Origin of the sequence: Streptomyces sp. RP5T, from assembly GCF_003933965.1 — a bacterium.
GTDB lineage: Bacteria > Actinomycetota > Actinomycetes > Streptomycetales > Streptomycetaceae > Streptomyces.
Genome location: NZ_RSAJ01000046.1, coordinates 1 through 19,981, shown reverse-complemented (window position 1 = coordinate 19,981; position 19,981 = coordinate 1). Strand labels below are relative to the sequence as shown.

The 19,981-nt window shown below is 71.0% G+C and carries 20 protein-coding genes and 2 tRNA genes; 14 read left to right on the top strand and 8 right to left on the bottom strand.

The genetic code is table 11. The features are described from left to right. Positions 1-174: 174 nt before the first annotated feature. The 4 genes from EHS43_RS07825 (at position 175) to EHS43_RS07815 (ending at position 3,370) form a co-directional block, all read left to right on the top strand. Positions 175-1,290 carry an SDR family oxidoreductase gene (locus EHS43_RS07825; RefSeq protein WP_125189800.1) on the top strand — a complete coding sequence of 372 codons (1,116 nt, stop codon included), beginning with the start codon at positions 175-177 and terminating at the stop codon, positions 1,288-1,290. A gap of 174 nt (positions 1,291-1,464) precedes the next feature. Further along, positions 1,465-1,926 (top strand): molybdenum cofactor biosynthesis protein MoaE, encoded by a 462-nt coding sequence (locus EHS43_RS07820; RefSeq protein WP_125189799.1) that lies wholly within the window; start codon positions 1,465-1,467, stop codon positions 1,924-1,926. A 124-nt stretch (positions 1,927-2,050) separates the two neighbouring features. Next, on the top strand, positions 2,051-2,215 hold the full coding sequence (locus EHS43_RS46280) for a hypothetical protein (protein WP_185806150.1): 165 nt from the start codon (positions 2,051-2,053) through the stop codon (positions 2,213-2,215). Positions 2,216-2,275: 60 nt separating this feature from the next. Further along, positions 2,276-3,370, top strand: coding sequence for a PDZ domain-containing protein (locus EHS43_RS07815; RefSeq protein WP_125189798.1), 1,095 nt, complete (start codon positions 2,276-2,278; stop codon positions 3,368-3,370). 20 nt (positions 3,371-3,390) lie between these two features. Here the strand turns inward: EHS43_RS07815 and EHS43_RS07810 are convergent, their stop codons facing one another. After that, entirely contained in the window at positions 3,391-3,933 is a 543-nt protein-coding gene (locus EHS43_RS07810; RefSeq protein ID WP_125189797.1) for a PPA1309 family protein, read from the bottom strand. Positions 3,934-4,097: 164 nt separating this feature from the next. On the opposite strand from EHS43_RS07810, the gene EHS43_RS07805 reads away from it, so the two are divergent. The 4 genes from EHS43_RS07805 to EHS43_RS07790 all read left to right on the top strand — a co-directional run bounded on the left by EHS43_RS07805 (position 4,098) and on the right by EHS43_RS07790 (position 9,344). Then, the gene (locus tag EHS43_RS07805) at positions 4,098-7,043 is read left to right on the top strand and encodes a UPF0182 family protein (RefSeq protein ID WP_125189807.1); all 2,946 of its coding nucleotides are present in this window, start codon (positions 4,098-4,100) and stop codon (positions 7,041-7,043) included. A 65-nt stretch (positions 7,044-7,108) separates the two neighbouring features. Continuing rightward, positions 7,109-7,182, top strand: a tRNA-Met gene (locus tag EHS43_RS07800). Positions 7,183-7,388: 206 nt separating this feature from the next. Continuing rightward, on the top strand, positions 7,389-9,197 hold the full coding sequence (locus EHS43_RS07795; protein WP_125189796.1) for a tetratricopeptide repeat protein: 1,809 nt from the start codon (positions 7,389-7,391) through the stop codon (positions 9,195-9,197). Positions 9,198-9,270: 73 nt separating this feature from the next. Then, positions 9,271-9,344, top strand: a tRNA-Met gene (locus EHS43_RS07790). Between the two features lie 141 nt (positions 9,345-9,485). On the opposite strand, the gene EHS43_RS07785 is transcribed toward EHS43_RS07790, so the two are convergent. The 3 genes from EHS43_RS07785 to hisN form a co-directional block, all read right to left on the bottom strand. Further along, positions 9,486-9,902: a Fur family transcriptional regulator gene (locus EHS43_RS07785; protein WP_037720110.1), complete on the bottom strand. Its 417-nt coding sequence runs from the start codon at positions 9,900-9,902 to the stop codon at positions 9,486-9,488. Between the two features lie 75 nt (positions 9,903-9,977). Continuing rightward, positions 9,978-10,388 carry a cyclic nucleotide-binding/CBS domain-containing protein gene (locus EHS43_RS07780; protein ID WP_125189795.1) on the bottom strand — a complete coding sequence of 137 codons (411 nt, stop codon included), beginning with the start codon at positions 10,386-10,388 and terminating at the stop codon, positions 9,978-9,980. A gap of 170 nt (positions 10,389-10,558) precedes the next feature. After that, positions 10,559-11,359, bottom strand: coding sequence for a histidinol-phosphatase (gene hisN, locus EHS43_RS07775; RefSeq protein ID WP_125189794.1), 801 nt, complete (start codon positions 11,357-11,359; stop codon positions 10,559-10,561). A 200-nt stretch (positions 11,360-11,559) separates the two neighbouring features. Here hisN and EHS43_RS07770 point away from each other — a divergent pair, with 200 nt between their 5' ends. Further along, a complete protein-coding gene (locus tag EHS43_RS07770) occupies positions 11,560-12,168 on the top strand; it encodes a TetR/AcrR family transcriptional regulator (protein WP_125189793.1) in 609 nt (202 codons plus the stop codon). 25 nt (positions 12,169-12,193) lie between these two features. On the opposite strand, the gene EHS43_RS07765 is transcribed toward EHS43_RS07770, so the two are convergent. The 4 genes from EHS43_RS07765 to EHS43_RS07750 form a co-directional block, all read right to left on the bottom strand. Further along, positions 12,194-12,517: a multidrug efflux SMR transporter gene (locus EHS43_RS07765; RefSeq protein WP_125189792.1), complete on the bottom strand. Its 324-nt coding sequence runs from the start codon at positions 12,515-12,517 to the stop codon at positions 12,194-12,196. Between the two features lie 76 nt (positions 12,518-12,593). After that, positions 12,594-13,604 carry a ribosome small subunit-dependent GTPase A gene (gene rsgA / locus EHS43_RS07760; protein WP_125189791.1) on the bottom strand — a complete coding sequence of 337 codons (1,011 nt, stop codon included), beginning with the start codon at positions 13,602-13,604 and terminating at the stop codon, positions 12,594-12,596. Positions 13,605-13,616: 12 nt separating this feature from the next. Then, complete coding sequence (gene aroA / locus EHS43_RS07755) at positions 13,617-14,942, bottom strand: 3-phosphoshikimate 1-carboxyvinyltransferase (RefSeq protein WP_125189790.1); 1,326 nt, start codon at positions 14,940-14,942, stop codon at positions 13,617-13,619. Positions 14,943-15,026: 84 nt separating this feature from the next. Next, positions 15,027-15,749 (bottom strand): M50 family metallopeptidase, encoded by a 723-nt coding sequence (locus EHS43_RS07750; RefSeq protein ID WP_125189789.1) that lies wholly within the window; start codon positions 15,747-15,749, stop codon positions 15,027-15,029. Positions 15,750-15,799: 50 nt separating this feature from the next. Here EHS43_RS07750 and EHS43_RS07745 point away from each other — a divergent pair, with 50 nt between their 5' ends. The 5 genes from EHS43_RS07745 (at position 15,800) to EHS43_RS07725 (ending at position 19,932) form a co-directional block, all read left to right on the top strand. Next, positions 15,800-16,615 (top strand): SOS response-associated peptidase, encoded by an 816-nt coding sequence (locus EHS43_RS07745; RefSeq protein WP_125189788.1) that lies wholly within the window; start codon positions 15,800-15,802, stop codon positions 16,613-16,615. A 1-nt stretch (position 16,616) separates the two neighbouring features. Beyond that, entirely contained in the window at positions 16,617-17,255 is a 639-nt protein-coding gene (locus tag EHS43_RS07740; RefSeq protein WP_125189787.1) for an alpha/beta family hydrolase, read from the top strand. Positions 17,256-17,513: 258 nt separating this feature from the next. Further along, positions 17,514-18,197 (top strand): RNA polymerase sigma factor SigR, encoded by a 684-nt coding sequence (gene sigR / locus EHS43_RS07735; protein WP_221740724.1) that lies wholly within the window; start codon positions 17,514-17,516, stop codon positions 18,195-18,197. Further along, complete coding sequence (gene rsrA, locus EHS43_RS07730) at positions 18,194-18,505, top strand: mycothiol system anti-sigma-R factor (RefSeq protein WP_125189785.1); 312 nt, start codon at positions 18,194-18,196, stop codon at positions 18,503-18,505. Before sigR ends, rsrA begins: the two co-directional genes overlap by 4 nt. A 110-nt stretch (positions 18,506-18,615) precedes the next feature. After that, the gene (locus tag EHS43_RS07725) at positions 18,616-19,932 is read left to right on the top strand and encodes an HD-GYP domain-containing protein (protein ID WP_125189784.1); all 1,317 of its coding nucleotides are present in this window, start codon (positions 18,616-18,618) and stop codon (positions 19,930-19,932) included. Positions 19,933-19,981 lie beyond the last annotated feature (49 nt).

Below are 19,981 nucleotides of genomic sequence, written 5' to 3'. Positions count from 1 at the left end.
AAGGCCGCCGGTTGCCTCCGGCGGCGCGGCTGCCCGATAACACCCCCAGCGTAGACACCGACGGCCGTCAGGGCCTCGGTGCTCCGCCGACTCTCCGCCTGCGGCAGGATGGATGCCACCTGGTACGTACGCGTCACTCGCGTTCCTACTGAAGACAACCGCTGGAGACGCCCGGTGAGTTCCCCTGATCCGCAGGTTCGCGCAGCGCGAAACCAGTCAACCAATCCCGCCGCGCGCGGGCCAGTCGTCGCGGTGACCGGCGCCGCGTCCGGCGTCGGCGCGATGCTCACCGAGCGGCTCGCCGCCTCGGAGGAGATCAAGCAGGTCATCGCGCTCGACGAGCGGCGCGGTGAGTGCGCCGCCGCGCAGTGGCACATCCTGGACGTACGGGATCCGGCCATCGCGGAGAAGCTGCGCGGGGCCGATGTCGTGGTCCATCTGGCGCTCGACCTGGACCTGGAGACCGACCCCGCGGCGCGTACGGCGTACAACGTGCGCGGGACGCAGACCGTGCTGACCGCCGCGGCCGCCGCGGGCGTCCACCGGGTGGTGCTGTGCACCTCCGCGATGGTCTACGGGGCGCTTCCGGACAACGAACTGCCCCTGTCGGAGGACGCCGAGCTGCGGGCCACCGCGGAGGCGACCGGAGTCGGCGACCTCCTGGAGATCGAACGGCTCGCGCGGCGCGCACCCCGGGCGCACCCCGGGCTCAACGTCACCGTCGTGCGCCCCGCCGTGCTGGTGGGAGGCGGTACCGACACCGCCCTGACCCGGTACTTCGAGTCGCCGCGCCTGCTGGTCGTGGCCGGGTCCCGGCCCGCCTGGCAGTTCTGCCATGTCGAGGACCTGTGCAGCGCCCTGGAGCACGCCGTCCTGGAGAAGGTCGACGGAGAGCTCGCCGTCGGGTGCGACGGCTGGCTGGAGCAGGAGGAGATCGAGGAGCTCAGCGGGATCCGCCGGATGGAGCTGCCGTCGGCGGTCGCGCTGGGAGCGGCGGCCCGGCTGCACCGGATCGGGCTGACGCCGTCCCCAGCGGGCGATCTGGCGTACACGATGTATCCGTGGGTGGTGAGCGGGAGCCGGCTGCACGACGCCGGGTGGCGGCCGCGGTGGACCAACGAGGAGGTGCTCGCCGAACTCCTGGAGGAGGTCGCCGGGCGGCACACGGTGGCCGGACGCCGACTGGGCCGCAAGGACGCGACGGCGGCGGGTGCGGCCGGGGCGACGGTGGCGCTGCTGGGTGCGGCGGCTGTCGTACGGCGGGCCCGGAAGGCTCGGCGGCGGATCTGAGCGCTTCATGAAGAGCGGCGCGGGGTGGTCGGGCGGTTGCGGGAGCGTCGTGGCTTGTCGCGCAGTTCCCCGCGCCCCTGGGGGGCCACCTGTACGAGTCTCCAACGCCGCACGCGTGTGTGCCGGGTAAATGCTTCATTCCCCGTTGCCCAGGACGTGCGGCACGATGGACGCATGGCAGCTACCTTCGACCACCCCGGTGAGCAGAGCGCCGACGAGCCGATCAAGCTCATCGGTGTCCGCGAGACCCCCCTCTCCCTCGACGAGGTCTTCCGCGCGGTCGGGGACGACGCGGCCGGGGGGACCGCCCTGTTCGTCGGGACCGTCAGGAACCACGACGGGGGCGCCGACGTCGAAAAGCTCGGCTACTCGTGCCACCCCAGTGCCGAGGCCGAGATGCGAAGGGTCGCCGAGAAGGTCGTCGCCGAGTTCCCGGTGCGGGCCCTCGCGGCCGTGCACCGGGTCGGGGATCTCGGGGTCGGGGACCTCGCCGTCGTCGTGGCCGTCTCCTGCCCGCACCGGGGCGAGGCCTTCGAGGCATGCCGGAAGCTGATCGACGACCTCAAGCACGAGGTGCCCATCTGGAAGCACCAGACGTTCTCCGACGGCACGGAGGAATGGGTCGGCGCCTGCTGAACCCTTCCTTCACCCCTCCGGTCGCGTAACCGCACCCCTGGCGCGAGCGTTGTCGGTGCGGCGGGTTAATCTGCTGATCAGTCAGTTTTTCCGCGGTCGGTCAGCGTGGGGTCGGGAGGTCGGCATGGGGGCGCTCGTCTGGTTGTTGATTCCGTTGTTGGCCGCGGTCGCCGCGGGACTGTGGGGCAGCTGGGCCAACCGGACCCGCAAGGTGCGCAGCGACGGCCCCGAGCTCGACGGGTACGCCCGTTTCCGCGCCGCCATGGAGAAGTCGCACTCCGGCACCTGACCCCGAGGCGTGGTGGCGCCCTGACGAAGGTCTGACAGGCGCGTCCCGTACTGTCGTGCCATGCCACGCCGCACCGCGACGATGCTCGCCTCCACCCTGATGCTGATCGCGCTTCTCTGCGCGGGCGTCTTCATCAAAGTGCCCTACGCCGAGATGTCACCGGGCCCCACGGTGAACACCCTCGGGGACCACGGCGGCGAGCCGGTGCTGCAGATCTCCGGTCGCAAGACGTATCCGACGAGCGGTCACCTGAACATGACCACCGTCCGGGTCACCAGCGCCGACTACAAGATGAACCTCGTCGAGGCCGTGTACGGCTGGCTCGCGCACGACAACAAGGTCGTTCCGCACGACACTCTCTACCCGGACGGCAAGACCGAGGAGCAGTCGACCCAGGAGAACGCCGAGGAGTTCAGCCAGTCCCAGGAGAGCGCCAAGGTCGCCGCCCTGAAGGAGCTGGACGTCCCGGTGCAGTCCTGGGTCATCGTCTCGACCGTCGTCAAGGACTCCCCGGCCGAGGGCAGGCTCCACGCCGGTGACGTGATCAAGGCCGTCGACGGCACCCCGGTCAAGGCGCCGGGCGACGTCGCCAAGCTGGTGACCAAGCACAAGCCCGGCGAGGACGTCGTCTTCACGATCGTGCCGGCGAAGGAGCAGGCCGCCGCCGAGAAGGCGCGCAGGGCGGCCACGAAGACCGAGAAGGTCACCATCACCACCAGGGCGTCCGACGACCAGGGCGAGAAGCGCGCCATCGTCGGGATCGCGGCCGGGACCGACCACACCTTCCCGTTCACCATCGACATCAAGCTCGCCGACGTCGGCGGCCCGAGCGCCGGTCTGATGTTCGCGCTCGGCATCTACGACAAGCTCACTCCGGGCAGCCTGACCGGCGGCAAGTTCGTCGCCGGCACCGGGACGATCGACGACGAGGGCAAGGTCGGCCCGATCGGCGGCATCGAGATGAAGACCGTCGGCGCGCGCGACAAGGGCGCCCAGTACTTCCTGACGCCCGCCGACAACTGCGCGGCCGCCGCCAAGGACACCCCGGGCGGGCTCACCCTCGTCAAGGTGAACACCATCGAGGACGCCCTCGGCGCGCTCAAGGACATCCGCGAGGGCAGCACGTCCGACCTGCCGAAGTGCACGAAGGGCTAGGGCAGCCCTAGCCGGGCGCGCTACTCCTCGAACGTCGCCGACAGCGCCTCCGCCAGGCCCGGCACCAGGTCACCGCCCGTGAGGACCTCCGTGGGGGAGTCCTTCTCGCGCAGCCGCAGGGCCGAGTCACGGGTGCCGTCGCGCAGGACCGCCACCGTCATGCGGACCTCCTGGCGGTCCGGGTGCTCGGCGACCCACTTCGCCAGCCCGGCCTCGCTCAGCCCCTGCGGGACGGACGCCTCGGCGGACGGCGGCAGCATCAGGCGCTCCACGGTGAGCGCGCAGCCGACGACCGCGTCGGGCCAGGCGATGGTGCCGAGGAACTCGTCGAGCGGCTTGCCCGCGGGAATCTCGTCCTGCTCGATGGGGGTGAAGCCCGAGGACGCCTGTTCGCCCTCCGGGCCGAGCTGGCTCGCGAGAGCGGGTTCCTGGGCGCGCAGCCGGGCGGTGTCGACGAGGGCGAAGAGACGGGCGGGCTGGTCCCAGCCGAGGCCGGAGGCGTACTCGTCGATCTCGAGTACGGCCCGGGTGAGCGGGCTCGCCGCCATGGGGGTGTTGGACATGGTCACAATCCTGCCTCGTTCGTCACCTGAATCGGGAACCGAGTAAACGGTGAGTAAGTTGCATAGGTGTGGGCCCGCGATCACGGGGGGCCACCCAGGGCCCGCGAACACGAGGGCCTGACGGATCGACAGCGATTTTCGAGGTGCGCACCTTGGCTTTCCAGATGCCGGACCGCGGCGGAGGCCCGACGGGGCCGCGGATGAGAGTGGGCCGCCCGTCCCGGCGCGCCCGGACCCTGCTCATGACGCTGGGCGTCCTTGCCGTTATCGGCATGGCGTTCACCATGTTCGCGGGCTTCTGGACGGACTGGCTCTGGTACCGCTCGGTGAACTACTCGTCCGTGTTCACCACCACCCTGTGGACCAAGATCGGGCTGTTCTTCGTCTTCGGTCTGCTGATGGCACTCGCGGTCGGTCTCAACATCTGGCTGGCCCACCGGCTGCGCCCGCCGCTGAGCGCCATGTCGATGGAGCAGCAGAACCTCGACCGCTACCGGATGGGCATCGCGCCGTACAAGAAGTGGCTGCTGCTCGGGATCGTCTCCCTGGTGGGGCTGATCGCCGGCGCCTCCGCCTCCAGCCAGTGGCGGACCTGGCTGATGTGGGTCAACGGCGTCTCCTTCGGTGAGAAGGACCCGCAGTTCCACCTCGACATCTCCTTCTACACCTTCGACCTGCCCTGGTACCGGTTCCTGCTCGGCTTCGGCTTCGCCGCCGCGATCCTCTCGCTGATCGCCGCCGCGCTCACCCATTACCTGTACGGCGGCCTGCGGATCACCTCCCCGGGCGCGCGGGCCACGGCGGCCGCGACCGGCCACCTGTCGGTGCTGCTCGGTGTCTTCGTCACCCTCAAGGCGGTCGCCTACTGGCTCGACCGGTACGGCCTCGCGGTCAAGTCCAGCGACTTCAAGGCGACGGACAGCTGGACGGGCCTCAGGTACGTCGACGCCAACGCCTATCTGCCGGCCAAGACCATCCTGTTCTGCATCGCGGTCATCTGCGCCCTGTTGTTCTTCGCCACCCTGTGGCGGCGCACCTGGCAGCTGCCCGTGATCGGCTTCGGCCTGATGGTGCTCTCGGCGATCCTCATCGGCGGCCTCTACCCGGCGATCGTCCAGAAGTTCCAGGTCCAGCCGAACGAGCAGGCCAAGGAAGCGCCGTACGTCGAGAAGAACCTCAAGGCGACGCGTGAGGCATACGGCATCGACGACGCCTCCGTGCAGGAGTACGACGGCAAGTCGACCACCACGGACAAGACCAAGCTGCGCGACGACGTCGACGCCACGGCGAGCATCCGGGTCGTGGACCCCAACGTCGTCTCGCCGACGTTCCAGCAGCTCCAGCAGATGCGCAACTACTACGCCTTCCCGACCAACCTGGACGTCGACCGCTACAGCAAGGACGGCAAGGACCAGGACACGGTGATCGGGCTGCGCGAGCTGAACCTCGCGGGCATCCCGAAGAACAACTGGATCAACGACCACTTCCGCTACACCCACGGCTACGGCGTGGTCGCCGCCAAGGGCACCGAGGCCGACGCCGAGGGCCGCCCGGTCTTCACCGAGTCCAACCTGCCCTCCCAGGGCGACCTGGGTACGTACCAGCAGCGCGTCTACTACGGCGAGAAGACCACCGAGTACTCGATCGTCGGCGGTCCCCAGAAGGAGATCGACTACTCCGACGACTCCGGGGAGAAGACCTACAGCTACAAGGCCAAGAGCGGGGTCAACCTCTCCAACCCGGTCAACCGGGCCGCGTACGCGGTGGCGTTCAGCGAGCCGCAGATCCTCTACTCCGGAGCGATCGGCGAGGGCTCGCGGATCCTGTACAACCGCACGCCCAAGCAGCGCGTCGAGGCGGTCGCCCCCTGGCTGACCATCGACGGCGACGCCTACCCGGCGGTGGTCAACGGCAAGATCCAGTGGATCGTCGACGCGTACACGACGACCAACGGCTACCCGTACTCCTCGCGCACGACCCTCGGTGACACCACGGCCGACTCGCTGACGGCGACGAACAACCAGCGCGCGGTGGTGGCCCAGCAGAACCAGGTCAACTACATCCGCAACTCGGTGAAGGCGACCGTCGACGCGTACACCGGCGAGGTCAAGCTCTACCAGTGGGACACCAAGGACCCGGTCCTCAAGACCTGGATGAAGGCGTTCCCGGGCACGGTGGAGTCCAAGAAGGACATCTCCACCGACCTGATGGCCCATCTGCGGTACCCGCAGGACCTGTTCAAGGTCCAGCGTGAGCTGCTGGCGCGCTACCACGTCGAGGACGCGGACACCTTCCTCAGCGGCAGCGAGGTGTGGCAGGTGCCGGACGACCCGACCAACAAGTCGGGCGACGCGGTGCCGCCGTACTACCTGAGCATGAAGATGCCCGACCAGAAGGCGCAGGCGTTCTCGCTCACGACGACGTTCACGCCCAACGGCCGGGACAACCTGAGTGCGTTCATGTCGGTCGACGCCGAGGCGGGGACCAGCGACTACGGCAAGATCAGAATCCTGAAGCTGCCGACCAACACCACGGTCAACGGCCCCAAACAGGTACAGAGCCAGTTCAACTCCGAACAGGACATCGCCGAGACCATCAGCCTCCTCAACAGGGGTGACTCCAATGTGGAGTACGGCAACCTCCTGACGGTGCCCCTCGACGGCGGACTGCTCTACGTGGAGCCGGTCTACGTACGCGGTGGCGGACTCAAGTACCCGCTGCTGCGCAAGGTGTTGGTGACCTACGGAGGCAACACCGCCTTCGAGGACACCCTGGACGAGGCCCTGAACAAGGTGTTCGGAGCGAGCAGTTCGACCACCGAGCCACCGGGCGACGACGGCGGGACCACCAAGCCGCCGCCGACCTCCGCCAACCCGACGGTCCAACAGGCGCTGGACGACGCCCAGAAGGCCTTCGAGGCCGGCCAGGAGGCCCTGAAGAAGGGCGACTGGGAGGCGTACGGCCGGGCGCAGAAGGACCTGGAGGACGCGCTCAAGCGTGCCGAGGACGCGCAGTCCGCGGCGGGCAAGGGCACCGGCAGCAGCGCCAAGCCCAGTGGCAGTCCGAGTCCTAGTGGCAGTCCGAGTCCCAGCGGCAGCCCCAGCGGCTGATCAGCCGCTGATCAACCGCTGGTCAATGCCCACCTCCGCGCCGTGATACGGTTGCAACACAACGGCGCGGGGTGGAGCAGCTCGGTAGCTCGCTGGGCTCATAACCCAGAGGTCGCAGGTTCAAATCCTGTCCCCGCTACTGCAATCGAAGGCCCGGATCCTTTTCAGGATCCGGGCCTTCGTGGTGTGCGAACGCATGTGCCGGACGCGTGACGGCCGTGCCGCCGACGGCAGTTGGGGGGAACTGTGTTTCACTTGTCGTTCTGTGGGCATGTCGACAAAACGCTGAAGTGACCTCACTGGCTGCGGTATACCAGGTGTACCCAGGTTGCAGGTGGTGCGACGATGGACGTTATGGGGGACAAGGCAACTCTGTTCGAGACAGGGCGTTTTGTGCAACCTTCCGGGCGAGACGGGGCCGGGGAGGCGGATGACGACGCCGCCGAGGAAGTCCGGCAGCGCCTGGCCGCCGAAGCCGGTGACGTCGAGGCGATGAGCGTCCTCGGCGCCCTCCTGCTGCGCCGCGGTGATCTCGACGGAGCCGAGCCCCATCTGCGTGCCGCCACCGCCGCGGGCGACCGGGCCGCCGCCAACAACCTCGGCGTCCTGCTGTACCAGCGCGGATACGCCGACGACGCTGCCGGCTGGTGGCGGATCGCCGCGGTCGCGGGATCGGCGGCCGCCGCGCACGCACTGGGCCGCCACCACCGTGAGCGGGGCGACGAGCCCGCTGCCGAGTACTGGCTGCGCCAGGCCGCCGAGCAGGGCCACGCGCTGGGCGCCTACGCCCTCGCCGACCTGCTGGAGCACCGCGGGGACACGGGCGCCGAGCAGTGGATGCGGACCGCCGCCGAGCGAGGGCACCGGGAGGCCGCCTACCGGCTGGCCCGCGCGCTCGACCGCCGGCTGGTTCCCGAGGGGGACGTCGGGGACGACCAGGGCGCCGGTGCCGAGGCCGAGCAGTGGTACCGGCAGGCCGCCGCGCGCGGACACCGGCGGGCGGCGCTGCACCTCGGGGCGATCCTGGAGCGGCGCGGCGCGCTCAAGGAGGCCGGACGCTGGTACCTGACGTCCGCGAAGGACGGCGAGGCGCGGGCCGCCTGCGCGCTCGGGTTCCTGCTGCGGGACGCCGGTGACACCGAGAGCGCCGCCGTGTGGTGGCTGCGCGCCGCCCAGGACGGCGACGGCAACGCGGCCAACGCGCTGGGCGCCCTGCACGCCGAGCGCGGTGAGCCGCAGACCGCCGAGCGGTGGTACCGGGCGGCGATGGACGCCGGCGACGACAACGGCGCGTACAACCTCGGGCTCCTGTGTGCCGAGCAGGGGCGGACCGCGCAGGCCGAGCAGTGGTACCGGCGGGCCGCGTACGCGGGGCACCGGGAGGCGGCCAACGCGCTCGCCATCCTGCTGCTCCAGGGCGGGGACACCGCGGGTGCCGAGCCGTGGTTCTCCAAGGCCGCGGAGGCCGGGAGCGTGGACGCCGCCTTCAATCTGGGCATCCTGTTCGCCGGCCGCGGCGAGGAGGCCGTCGCGCTGCGCTGGTACGAGCGGGCCGCCGCGGCGGGTCACACCGAGGCCGCGCTCCAGGTGGGCATCGCCCGGCTGCGGGACGGGGACGAGGCCGGCGCCGAGATGCACCTGCGCTGCGCGGCGGGAGGCGGCAGCGCCGAGGCCGCGTACCGGCTGGCGACCGTGCTGGACGCCCGTCGGCCGCCGGTGCCCGCGCACTCCCTCGGGGAGCCGGTGCACGAGGAGAAGAGCGAATGCGAGGAGTGGTACGAGCGCGCGGCCTCCCAGGGGCACCGCCGGGCTCAGGTGCGGGTGGGCATGCTCGCGGCGGCCCGGGGTGACGTCGTGGAGGCGGCCCGCTGGTACCGGGAGGCCGCGGAGGCGGGCTCCCGCAACGGCGCGTTCAACCTGGGGCTGCTGCTCGCCCGGGAGGGAAGCGAGCCCGAGGCCGCCGTGTGGTGGGCCCGCGCCGCCGACGCGGGGCACGGGCGGGCGGCGTTGCGGCTCGCCCTGGTCTACGCGCGTCGGGGAGAGCTCGCCGAGGGACAGCGGTGGGCCGACCGGGCGGTGGACCTCGGACCCGCGGAGGTCTCCGAGCGGGCGGCCCGGCTGCGGGACGCGTTGCGCGAGGAACTGTCGGCGTGACGGTGGGTGGGGTGGGCCTCGGCAAAGCGATTTGCCTCTGGCCTCACCCTTCACGTAACGTTGCATTCATCGACGCGGGGTGGAGCAGCTCGGTAGCTCGCTGGGCTCATAACCCAGAGGTCGCAGGTTCAAATCCTGTCCCCGCTACTGAAGGCCGAGGGCCGGAACCCGAAAGGGTTCCGGCCCTCGGTGTTTTCACTTCAGGAAGTCCCTGGACCGTGCCGAACGGCCGCGGGCAGCACGAAGCCCCGGTGTCCGCGCGGGACGCCGGGGCTTCGGTGCGGGCTGCTAGGCCGCCGCGCAGTTCGGGCAGACGCCCCGGTACGTCACCTCGACGTCCGAGACGGTGAAGCCGAACCGCTCCGAGTCGGGCAGGTCGGCCATCGGGTTGCCCGTGGGATGCACGTCCCGGATGGCGCCGCACTGCGCGCAGACCAGGTGGTGGTGCGGCCGGTGGGCGTTCGGGTCGTACCTCTTGGCGCGCTTGTCGGTCGCTACTTCGAGCACCTCGCCGAGGGAGACCAGCTCGCCCAGCGTGTTGTAGACGGTCGCCCGGGAGATCTCGGGCAGCTTGGCCACGGCGCGTGCGTGGACCTCGTCGGCCGTCAGGTGGACGTGTTCGCCGTCGAGGACCTCGGCCACGACGCGCCGCTGCGCGGTCATCCGCCAGCCGCGGCCGCGCAGTCGTTCCAGAAGGTCGCTCATGGTCACCAGCCTAACAGCTGGAGACCAGAATCCGAACGGGTGTGAGTTTGGAGAGCTGCTCGATTTGGATTGTGTCTAATGTGATGCCCCGGTACCTGCCGGGACGCGCAGCCGTGCCGGTGCCCAGCAGCGGATGATGTCGCGGACCGAGACGATGCCGGCGGGCTCGCCGTGCTCCAGCACGATGAGGTGCCGGAAGCCGCCGTGGGTCATCGCCCGGGCGGCCTCCTCCAGGGTCCAGGTCGGGGTGGCGAAGACGACGTCGGTGGTCGTGTGGGCGTGGGCGTGCTCCGTGTCCGGGCTCTGGCCGAGCCCCACGGAGTTCAGGATGTCGCGCTCGGTCAGAATGCCGGTGCCGGTGCCGTCGGGGTCGAGGACCACGGCCGCGCCCACCTTGCGGGCGGACATCAGGGCGGCGGCCTGGCGGAGTGTGTGGGCGGGGCCGATGGTGAGGACCACCGTGCTCATGGCGTCGCGGACGAGCATGGGTTCGCAGTCACCTCCTGGAACCAATGAGTTCGTTCATTGGTTCACAAGTTCACAAATGAGGGTCCTCTCAGAGTCGCAGGTAAAGCCCGGGTCAACAAGAGGGCGTGCGCGGCCGATTGAGGGCGCACGCGCTCATGTGTGCCCACTGGCAGCGCTCGTCGAGCCGTTCAGTAGCGCTCGTTGAGATAGCCCAGGAACTCGTCGTGGAGCAGGCCGTTGGAGGCGGCCGCGTTGCCGCTGTGCGGGCCGGGGCGGCCGTCCAGGCCGGTGAATGTGCCGCCGGCCTCCGTGACGACGATCGCGTTCGCGGCCATGTCCCACAGGGAGAGCTCCGGCTCCGCGCACAGGTCGATCGAGCCCTCGGCGACCATCATGTACGGCCAGAAGTCGCCGTACGCGCGCGTGCGCCACACCTCGCGGGTCAGGTCCAGGAAGCCGCCGAGGCGCCCCTGGTCCTCCCAGCCGGTGAGGGAGGAGTACGCGAAGGAGGCGTCGGAGAGCTTGCCCACCTTGGAGACGTGCAGACGGGAGGCGGAGGTGAGGCTGCGGCCGCTGAAGGCGCCGTGGCCCTTGGCGGCCCACCACCGGCGGCCGAGCGCGGGGGCGGAGACCACGCCGACGACGGGCCGGAAGCCGCCCTCGGCCGCCTCCATCAGGGAGATCAGGGTGGCCCAGACGGGCACGCCCCGGACGTAGTTCTTGGTGCCGTCGATGGGGTCGATGACCCAGCGGCGCGGGCCGGTGCCCTCGACGCCGTACTCCTCGCCGAGGACGGCGTCGCGGGGGCGGGCGCGCTTGAGGTGGTTGCGGATCAGTTCCTCCGCCGCCTTGTCCGCCTCACTGACCGGGGTCATGTCCGGCTTTGTCTCGACCTTGAGGTCCAGTGCCTTGAAGCGGTCCATGGTCGTCGCGTCGGCCGCGTCCGCGAGGACGTGGGCGAGGCGGAGATCGTCGAGGTAGTCCGGCATGGTGGGCACGGTATCCGCCCACGTCGGTGCGGTGCCACAGGGGCCGGAGTGTGGACGCCCCGCGGGGCACGGCGGCAGGCGGTGAGGCGGCTGCCGGCAAGGTGTCGGAGCCCCGCGGCCCCGGATGCCCTCGCGAACCCTTGACAGTGCCCCGGCGCGCGTCAAATCTGGGCGCAGAGCTGCTTGCTCCCTGGGAGGCGATGATGCCTGCTGCGCGGGATTCGCTGCTGGACGCCGCTTACTCGGCGCTGGCGCGTCGGCCGTGGTCCGCCGTGAGGATGGTGGATGTCGCGGCGGCGGCCGGAGTGTCCCGGCAGACGCTGTACAACGAGTTCGGGAGCAAGGAAGGGCTGGCCCGTGCCCTGGTCAGACGGGAGGCCGACGGCTATCTCGTCGGCGTCGACCGGGCACTGACCGCGCACGGCGACGCCCGCGAGCGGCTGACCGCGACCGCCGAGTGGACCACCCTCCTGGCCCGGGAGAACGCGCTGGTACGGGCCATGCTCACCGGCTGCTGGAGCGAGCGGCTGCCCTCGCCGACGCTCTCGGCGGTGCCGTCCTCCTCCGCGGTGCCGGCCCAGCGCCGGGCCGACGGTCCGCTGCCCTCGCCGGGCGACTTCGTGGCGCTGGTGCGCGACCGTGCCGTCTCCGCCCTGTCCGGGCCCGGCGTCCACCGGGCGGACGTGCCCGACCTCGTCCGCTCCTGCGAGCTCGCCGTCCGGCTCGCCCTGTCCTGCGTGGTGGCCCCGCCGGGTGAGGGCGGGGTGGCGGACCTGGTGCGGAGCGCGCTCCAGCGGCAGTACGCCTGACGCGTGAGTGGGCCCCGGCGCGCCCTCAGTGCGACGAGCCCGACAGTTGGAGTCCGATCACCCCGATGATCACCAGGCTGATCGAGACGATCTTCAGCGTCGACACCAGGTCGTCGAGGAAGATCATTCCGTAGATCGCGGTGCCCGCCGCGCCGATGCCGGTCCACACGGCGTAGGCGGGGCCGACGTCGAGCTTCTTCAGCGACAGGGTCAGCAGGCCGAAGCTGCCGAGCGCGAAGATGCAGAACGCGATCGTGGGCCACAGCCGGGTAAAACCGTGGGAGAGCTTCAGACACACGGCGAAACCGGTCTCCAGCAACCCGGCCACCACCACCAGCAGCCACGCCATGTGCTGTCCTCCCGTATGTCCGGCTCGGTGCGCTTATGCACTTACCGAACTCGCGTACACCCAAACCCCGGGGAGGTCAGTCCCCCTCGGTCCGTTCCCGGGTCGCCAGCAGTCGGCGCAGGGAGTACAGGCGGGCGGGGTCGGCGTGACCCTCGGCCACCCACTGGTCCAGCGCGCAGTCCGGCTCGTCGTGACTGCACGCGCGCGGACAGCCCTCGGTTCCCGGTTCCAGGTCGGGGAAGGCGTGGATCACCCGGGACGGATCCACGTGGTGCAGCCCGAACGACCGTACGCCCGGGGTGTCGATCACCCAGCCGTCGTCGCCCGCCAACGGAAGGGCCAGCGCCGAGGTCGTGGTGTGGCGGCCGCGGCCGGTCACCGCGTTCACATGACCGGTCAGACGCCTGCGGTCCTCCGGGACCAGCGCGTTGACCAGGGTCGTCTTGCCGACGCCCGAGTGGCCGACGAACGCCGTGATCTTGCCGTCGAGCTGCTCGCGCACCCGGGCCGCCGCGTCGCCGTTCTCCAGCTCCTCGCGGCTGGTGACGACGTACGGGATGTCCAGGTCGCCGTAGAGCTCCAGGAGCTTGTCCGGCGGGGCCAGGTCCGACTTGGTCATGACCAGGAGCGGGGTGAGACCGCCGTCGAAGGCCGCCACCAGGCAGCGGTCGATGAGACGGGGGCGGGGTTCGGGGTCGGCCAGGGCCGTGACGATGGCGAGCTGGTCGGCGTTGGCGACGACCACCCGCTCGTAGGGATCGTCGTCGTCGGCGGTACGGCGCAGCACCGACGTGCGCTCCTCGATGCGGACGATCCGCGCGAGGGTGTCCTTCTGGCCGGACAGGTCGCCGACCAGGGCCACCCGGTCACCCACGATCGCCGCCTTGCGGCCCAGCTCGCGGGCCTTCATCGCCATCACGATCCGGTCGTCCACGAGCACGGTCAGCCGGCCCCGGTCGACGGTGAGGACCATGCCCCAGGACGCGTCCTCGTGCTTGGGCCGGATGTGGGTGCGCGGCCGGTTGCCCTTGCGGTTCGGGCGGCTGCGGATGTCGTCCTCGTCGGTGTGCTTGCCGTAGCGGCGCATGGCGTGAGTCCCCTACGCCTTCTGGCTCCCGAGCATCCCGCTCCACATGTCCGGGAAGTCCGGCAGGGTCTTGGCCGTCGTCGCGACGTTCTCGATCCGCACCCCCTCGACCGCCAGGCCGAGGATCGCGCCGGCCGTGGCCATGCGGTGGTCCTCGTAGGTGTGGAAGACCCCGCCGTGCAGCGGGCGCGGGCGGATGTGCAGACCGTCGGCCGTCTCGGTGACGTCACCGCCGAGCTCGTTGATCTCCTTGGTGAGCGCGGCCAGCCGGTCCGTCTCGTGCAGACGCAGATGGGCCACTCCGCGCAGGGTCGAGGGGGAGTCCGCGAGGGCCGCCACGGCCGCGATGCCCGGGGTCAGCTCGCCGACCTCGCCGAGGTCGACATCGATGCCGTGGATCGCACCCGAACCGGTGAACACCAGCCCGTACTCGGTGAGTTCGCAGGAACCGCCCATCTCGGTGAAGATCTCGCGCAGCCGGTCACCCGGCTGGGTGGTGCGGGCCGGCCAGTCCGGGACCACGACCTTGCCGCCGGTCACCAGGGCCGCCGCCAGGAACGGCTGGGCGTTGGAGAGGTCGGGCTCGATCGTGAGGTCCCGGCCCAGCAGGGCGCCCGGCGTGACCCGCCAGACGTTGGGCTCGCCGCCCGACTCCGGGGTGTCCACCTGGGCGCCGACCGCGCGCAGCATGTCCACGGTCATCCGGATGTGCGGCATCGAGGGCAGGGTCGAGCCCACGTGCCGGACCTCGACGCCCTGGTTGAAGCGCGGTCCGGAGAGCAGGAGCGCCGAGACGAACTGGGAGGAGGACGAGGCGTCGATCTCGACCGGCCCCCCGTCCAGGGCGCCCCCGCCGTGCACCGTGAGCGGCAGCGCGCCGCGGCCGTCGTCGTCGATCCGGGCACCGAGGGCGCGCAGGGCGTCGATCACACCGGTCAGCGGACGCTCGTAGGACCTCGGGTCGCCGTCGAAGCGGATCGGGCCGTCGGCCAGCGCGGCGACGGGCGGCAGGAAGCGCATCACGGTGCCGGCGTTGCCGACGTCCACCGTGGCGGGGCCGCGCAGGCCGGCCGGCAGGACGCGCCAGAACTCACCGGTGCCGTCGGGGCCCACCCCCTCCTCGATGCCCACGCCCATCTCGCGCAGGGCCGCGGCCATGAGCAGGGTGTCCCGGGAGCGGAGGGGGCGGCGCAGCCAGCCCGGCTCGCTCGCCAGGGCGGCCAGGACGAGGGCCCGGTTGGTGACTGACTTCGACCCCGGTACGTGGACCGTCGCGTCGACGGCTGCGCTCGCGTGGGGGGCGGGCCAGAGGGTGGTGTCAGAGGGGTTCGAAGCCATGGGTTCACTTTAGTAGGGGGTCGTGTTCGCGGTGCGGCGCCGTCGGGCCGGACGCACCCCGGTGACGGGCGTTCCCGGACCCCGTCACACCTGCAGCAACCAGCGGCCGCCGCCTATCAGCGAGCACAGCGACACCGCGTGGAACAGGAACAGCCACAGTCCCGCGGGCACGTTCGTCAGGCGGGAGAGCTGGTCCGCGTCCGAGTCACCCGCACCGCCCCTGGCCCGCTTCGCCTGTAGCTCGAAAGCGGGACGTACTCCGCCCAGGAGCAGGAACCACACCACCGCGTACGCGAAGGCCGCCTGCACCTGCGGCCCGGCGAGCCAGGACACCACGACGAAGGTGCCGCCGGTGAGCAGCACCGTCAGCGCCCCGTACGCGTTGCGGATCATCACCAGCATCGCCACCAGCAGGGCCGTCGCCGCCCACAGCAGCAGGGTGATGCGGCCGGCGGCCAGCAGGGCGGCCCCGCCGAGGCCGAGCAGCGGGGGAGCGGTGTAACCGGCCGCGGCGGTGAGGATCATGCCGATGCCGGTCGGCTTGCCCCGGCTGACCGTGAGGCCGCTGGTGTCGGAGTGCAGTCGTATGCCGGTGAGCTGACGTCCGGTCAACAGGGCGACCAGACCGTGGCCGCCCTCGTGGGCGATGGTGATGGCGTTGCGCGAGAGCCGCCACAGCGTATGGGGGACCACTATGGCGAGCGCCGCAGCCATGGTGCCCAGCACCACCCACAGGTCGGGGTCGGGTTGCAGTCCGATGAGCCGGTCCCAGAGGTCGGGCAGCGCGGTCGATGCGGTGCTGTCCATGTTTCCCGGTGGCTCCCTCTCGTCGTACGGAGTCTGGCAGTGTGGCACGTATGTGCGGACGGTATGCAGCCAGTCGTGGGCCCGAGGATCTCGCAGGAATCTTTGAGATCGAGAAGTGGCAGCCCGAGGAGACCCTGGAGCCCGACTACAACGTGGCCCCGACCAAGGAGGTCTATGCCGTCCTGGACCGCCCTCTCAAGGACGTCGAGGACCCGCGGCCGGTTCGGCAGCTGCGCAAGCTGAGGTGGGGCCTGGTCCCGAGCTGGTCGAAGACGCCCGAGGGCGCGGCCCGGATGATCAACGCCCGCGCGGAGACCGTGCACGAGAAGCCGTCGTACAAGAGGGCCTTCGCCACCCGCCGCTGCGTCATCCCGGCCGACGGCTACTACGAGTGGGTCACCGCCGCCGCCGAGCGGGAGCTGGAGGTCGAGGGGAGGAAGAAGCGGCCGCGCAAGCAGCCCTACTTCGTGCTGCCCGCCGACGGCTCGGTGTTCGCGATGGCCGGGCTGTACGAGTTCTGGCGGGACCGGACCCTGCCCGACGACCACCCGCAGGCCTGGTGGGCGACCTGCTCGGTGATCACCACCGAGGCGGAGACCGGCCCGCTGGCCGTCTCCCCGGCGGACGGCCCGCGCTCCCTCGCCGACATCCACCCCCGGATGCCGCTGATGCTGACCCCGGACCGCTGGGACACCTGGCTCGACCCCTCCCGCACCGACCCCGACGACCTGCGCTCCCTGCTCGCGCCGCCGCCCGAGGGGCTGATGCGGGCCTATCCGGTGAGCACGGCCGTCAGCAACGTCCGCAACAACGGGCCGGAGCTGCTGAAGGAGCTCGAAGGACCCGAAGAGGGCACACTCTTCTGACGTGACCCAAGAGACCTCCGAGATCATCGGCACCGACGCGGGAGACGCCCGCGTCACCTGGCACCCGGCGCGGCAGCCACGGCTCGTGCTGGCCGTGAGCCATGGCGCCGGCGGTGGCATCGAGGCGCGGGACCTCCAGGCGCTCGCGCGCGTGCTCCCCGGCCACGGGGTGAGCGTGGCGCTGGTCGAGCAGCCCTGGCGGGTGGCCGGCAAGAAGCTCGCGCCCGCCCCGAAGACCCTGGATCTGGGATGGCGGGGCATCTGGCCCGCCCTCGCGCGGCCCGGCCTGCCGGTGATCTCCGGCGGCCGCAGCGCGGGCGCCCGCGTCGCCTGCCGTACGGCCGTCGAGCTGGGCGCCCACGCCGTGCTCGCCCTCGGCTTCCCGCTGCATCCGCCGGGCAGGCCGGAGAAGTCGCGCGCCGGTGAGCTGCTCGGGTCCGGGGTGCCCACCCTGGTCGTCCAGGGCGGCAACGACCCCTTCGGGAAGCCGGCGGAGTTCCCGGACGGACCCTTCGAACTGGTCGAGGTGCCCCACGGCGACCACGGGTTCGCGGTGCCGAAGCGGGCGGAGATCACCCAGGACGAGGCCGTGACGGTCATCACGGACGCGGTCGTGAAGTGGGCCGGGTCACTGGGGTGAAGCCCCGGGAATGCTGAGCCGCGGACCTCTGTTGAGGCGGACAGAAGCGCTGAAGAAACAGCGCAGACCGTCGTAGGAGAGGAAGTCAGCCGCATGGGTTCGACCTTCTGCCCGAGCCGTAGCAGCCGCGCTGACCTGGACTGGACGGTGCTGCATGCGGCCAAGACCACCCCCGTTCGGGGGGCGGCCGGGACGGGTAGTCGTCTATCCTCCAATTCCGGTGGCACCGGTTTCGTTGCTGCCCGGAATCTTGAGGAGGTGGGTCCGGTCACTGGGATCGACGCAGGGACCGACAACGGCCAGGCGGAGCAGCCCGAGGGCCAGGGCGCGAGCGCGGAGTCGACGGCGGAGCGCACCGCGCGCTTCGAGCGGGACGCGCTCGAATTCCTCGACCAGATGTACTCGGCCGCCCTGCGCATGACGCGCAACCCGGCCGACGCCGAAGACCTGGTGCAGGAGACGTACGCCAAGGCGTACGCGTCCTTCCACCAGTTCCGTGAGGGGACCAACCTCAAGGCGTGGCTGTACCGGATCCTCACCAACACGTTCATCAACTCGTACCGCAAGAAGCAGCGCGAACCCCAGCGCTCCGCGGCCGAGGAGATCGAGGACTGGCAGCTCGCGCGTGCCGAGTCGCACATGTCGACGGGTCTGCGCTCCGCGGAGTCGCAGGCGCTCGACCACCTGCCCGACTCGGACGTGAAGGAAGCGCTCCAGGCCATCCCCGAGGAATTCCGCATCGCCGTCTATCTCGCGGACGTAGAGGGCTTTGCGTACAAGGAGATCGCCGACATCATGGGGACACCCATCGGTACGGTGATGTCCCGCCTGCACCGCGGCCGCCGTCAACTGCGCGGCATGTTGGAGGACTACGCGCGCGAGCGCGGGCTCGTCCCGGCCGGTGCCGGGGAGTCGAACGAAGCGAAAGGCTCGGGCTCATGAGCTGCGGAGAGCCGCACGAGACGGACTGCAGTGAGGTACTCGATCATCTCTACGAGTTCCTCGACAGCGAGATGCCGGACGTCGATCGCGCCAAGTTCAAGCAGCACTTCAACGAGTGCTCGCCGTGCCTGGAGAAGTACGGCCTCGAAGAGGCCGTGAAGAAGCTCGTCAAGCGGTGCTGCGGTCATGACGACGTGCCGACCGACCTGCGCGCCAAGGTCCTCGGGCGGCTCGACCTGATCCGCTCGGGACAGGCCGTCCCGGAGCACGACGTCACGGCCTCGCCGGTGACTCCGCAGGAGTCCTGAGCAGCGTTCGTTCACTCGAACGTGGTAATCGGCAGGTGATCGCCCCGCACCGCCTCCCCTCACCGCCCTAGGCTCCTGGCAGCTGTGCGGACTGGGGCTGGAGGGGCGACATGGAGGCGGTACCGGCACGTGCGCGTGCGTACGTCGCCTGTGTCGCCGCAGCCGCACTGCTCTGCCTGCTTCCGCTGTCGGCCGTCCGCAACAACGGGTGGGCGCCCGCCCTGCTCGCCGTGCTGTACGCGGGCTGCGAGCAGGCCGCCGCCCGGTGGCGGTTCACCGGGACCTTCTGTCCCGTCCTGCTCGCCGCCGCCTTTCTGCTGCCGCCCCCGGCCGCCGCTCTCGTGGCGCTGCCGGGGGCGCTGCTGTCCCCGGTCGAGCGGCGTCCGCGAGGACTGCGCCGGATCTGGCGGGCCGCACAGCTCGTGGTGAGCGTGTGGGCGGCCGCGCGGGTGCACGGCGCGACGGGCGGCCGGGCCGCGGTCGAGGCCTCCGACTTCCCGTACGCGCTGCTCCCGGCGGGGATCGCGGTGCTCGTCTTCTGCCTGGTGCTGAGCGCGCTGGACGGGGGGATCCTGGCGCTCGCCGACCGGATTCCCGTGCGGCGGGCCTGGCGTGGCCTGTTCCTGCGCTCCCTCGCCCCCGTCGCCGTCCACGGCCTGGCCGGGCTGATGATGGCCGTGCTGTGGCGCAGTCCCTACGGTCCCGTCGCCGCGCTGCTCGTGCTGCTGCCGATGGCCGTGTCGTGGTGGGTGTTCGCCCAGTACCACCGGGAGCGGGCCGCCCACCAGGCCACCATCCGGGCGCTGGTGCAGGCCGTCGACATCAAGGACGAGTACACGCGCGGGCACAGCGAGCGGGTCGGGCAGGCGTCGATGATGATCGCGCGGGAGCTCGGCATGGAGGACGACCGGATCGAGGTACTGCGGTTCGCCGGGATCCTGCACGACGTGGGCAAGCTCGGCGTGCCGACGCGACTGCTCAGGAAGGACGGGCCGCTGACCCCCGAGGAGCGGCGCGTCATCGAGCTGCATCCCGAGTACGGGCACGAGATGGTGCGGGGCATCTCCTTCCTCGGCGAGGCCCGCGCCGCCGTACTGCACCACCACGAGCGGCTGGACGGCAGCGGGTACCCGTACGGGCTGGTGGGCGGTCAGATCCCGGAGTCGGCGCGGGTGGTGGCCGTGGCCGACGCCTTCGACGCGATGACCTCCACCCGGTCCTACCGGCGGGCCCGGCCCGTCGGCGCCGCGCTGGAGGAGCTGGAGCGCTGCGCGGGCAGCCAGTTCGACCCCCGGATGGTGACCGCCCTGGTCCGCGCGCTGGCCCGGCACGGCTGGCATCCCGCGGTCACGGCCGACGAGACGGACGAGGCCGGTGTGCCGAGTCCCCGGCCGAGCGTGGCGGGGCGGCCGGGAGCCCGCCGGTGAGCGGGCACGGGCCGGACCTCGGGGAAGCGCCGGCGAGCACGGACGTGCC